The organism is Pseudomonas sp. H26/SER47-MNA-CIBAN-0231 (assembly GCF_040310465.1).
Classification (GTDB): domain Bacteria; phylum Pseudomonadota; class Gammaproteobacteria; order Pseudomonadales; family Pseudomonadaceae; genus Aquipseudomonas; species Aquipseudomonas atacamensis.
Map to the genome: position 1 here is coordinate 1 of NZ_JBEOPW010000166.1, position 242 is coordinate 242.

The 242-nt window shown below is 45.0% G+C and carries 1 protein-coding gene; it reads left to right on the forward strand.

The window, feature by feature from the left end; genetic code table 11:
* The coding region (locus tag AAEZ10_RS27675; RefSeq protein WP_350571873.1) for a phosphoribosyltransferase domain-containing protein at window positions 1-242 on the forward strand (242 nt) is incomplete at both ends.

Sequence of the window (242 nt, forward strand, 5' to 3'; positions counted from 1 at the left end):
TCCCAATGCCTTACTACTGAACTCTACCCGTCACGCACAACATAACGACGATAATTCTGAAACCTTGCTAACAACTTTTAGCGAAGATCACAGTCACGCTAGCCAGCATCTGATTTATCAAAGTGCAGATAAAGCTATCCAAGCACAGCTACTAGCGAGCAAAACATTGATTATGGTTGATGACGAAGCATCAACGGGCAATACTTGCGTCAATGTAGTTACCGCCCTTCGTAACGCAGGGC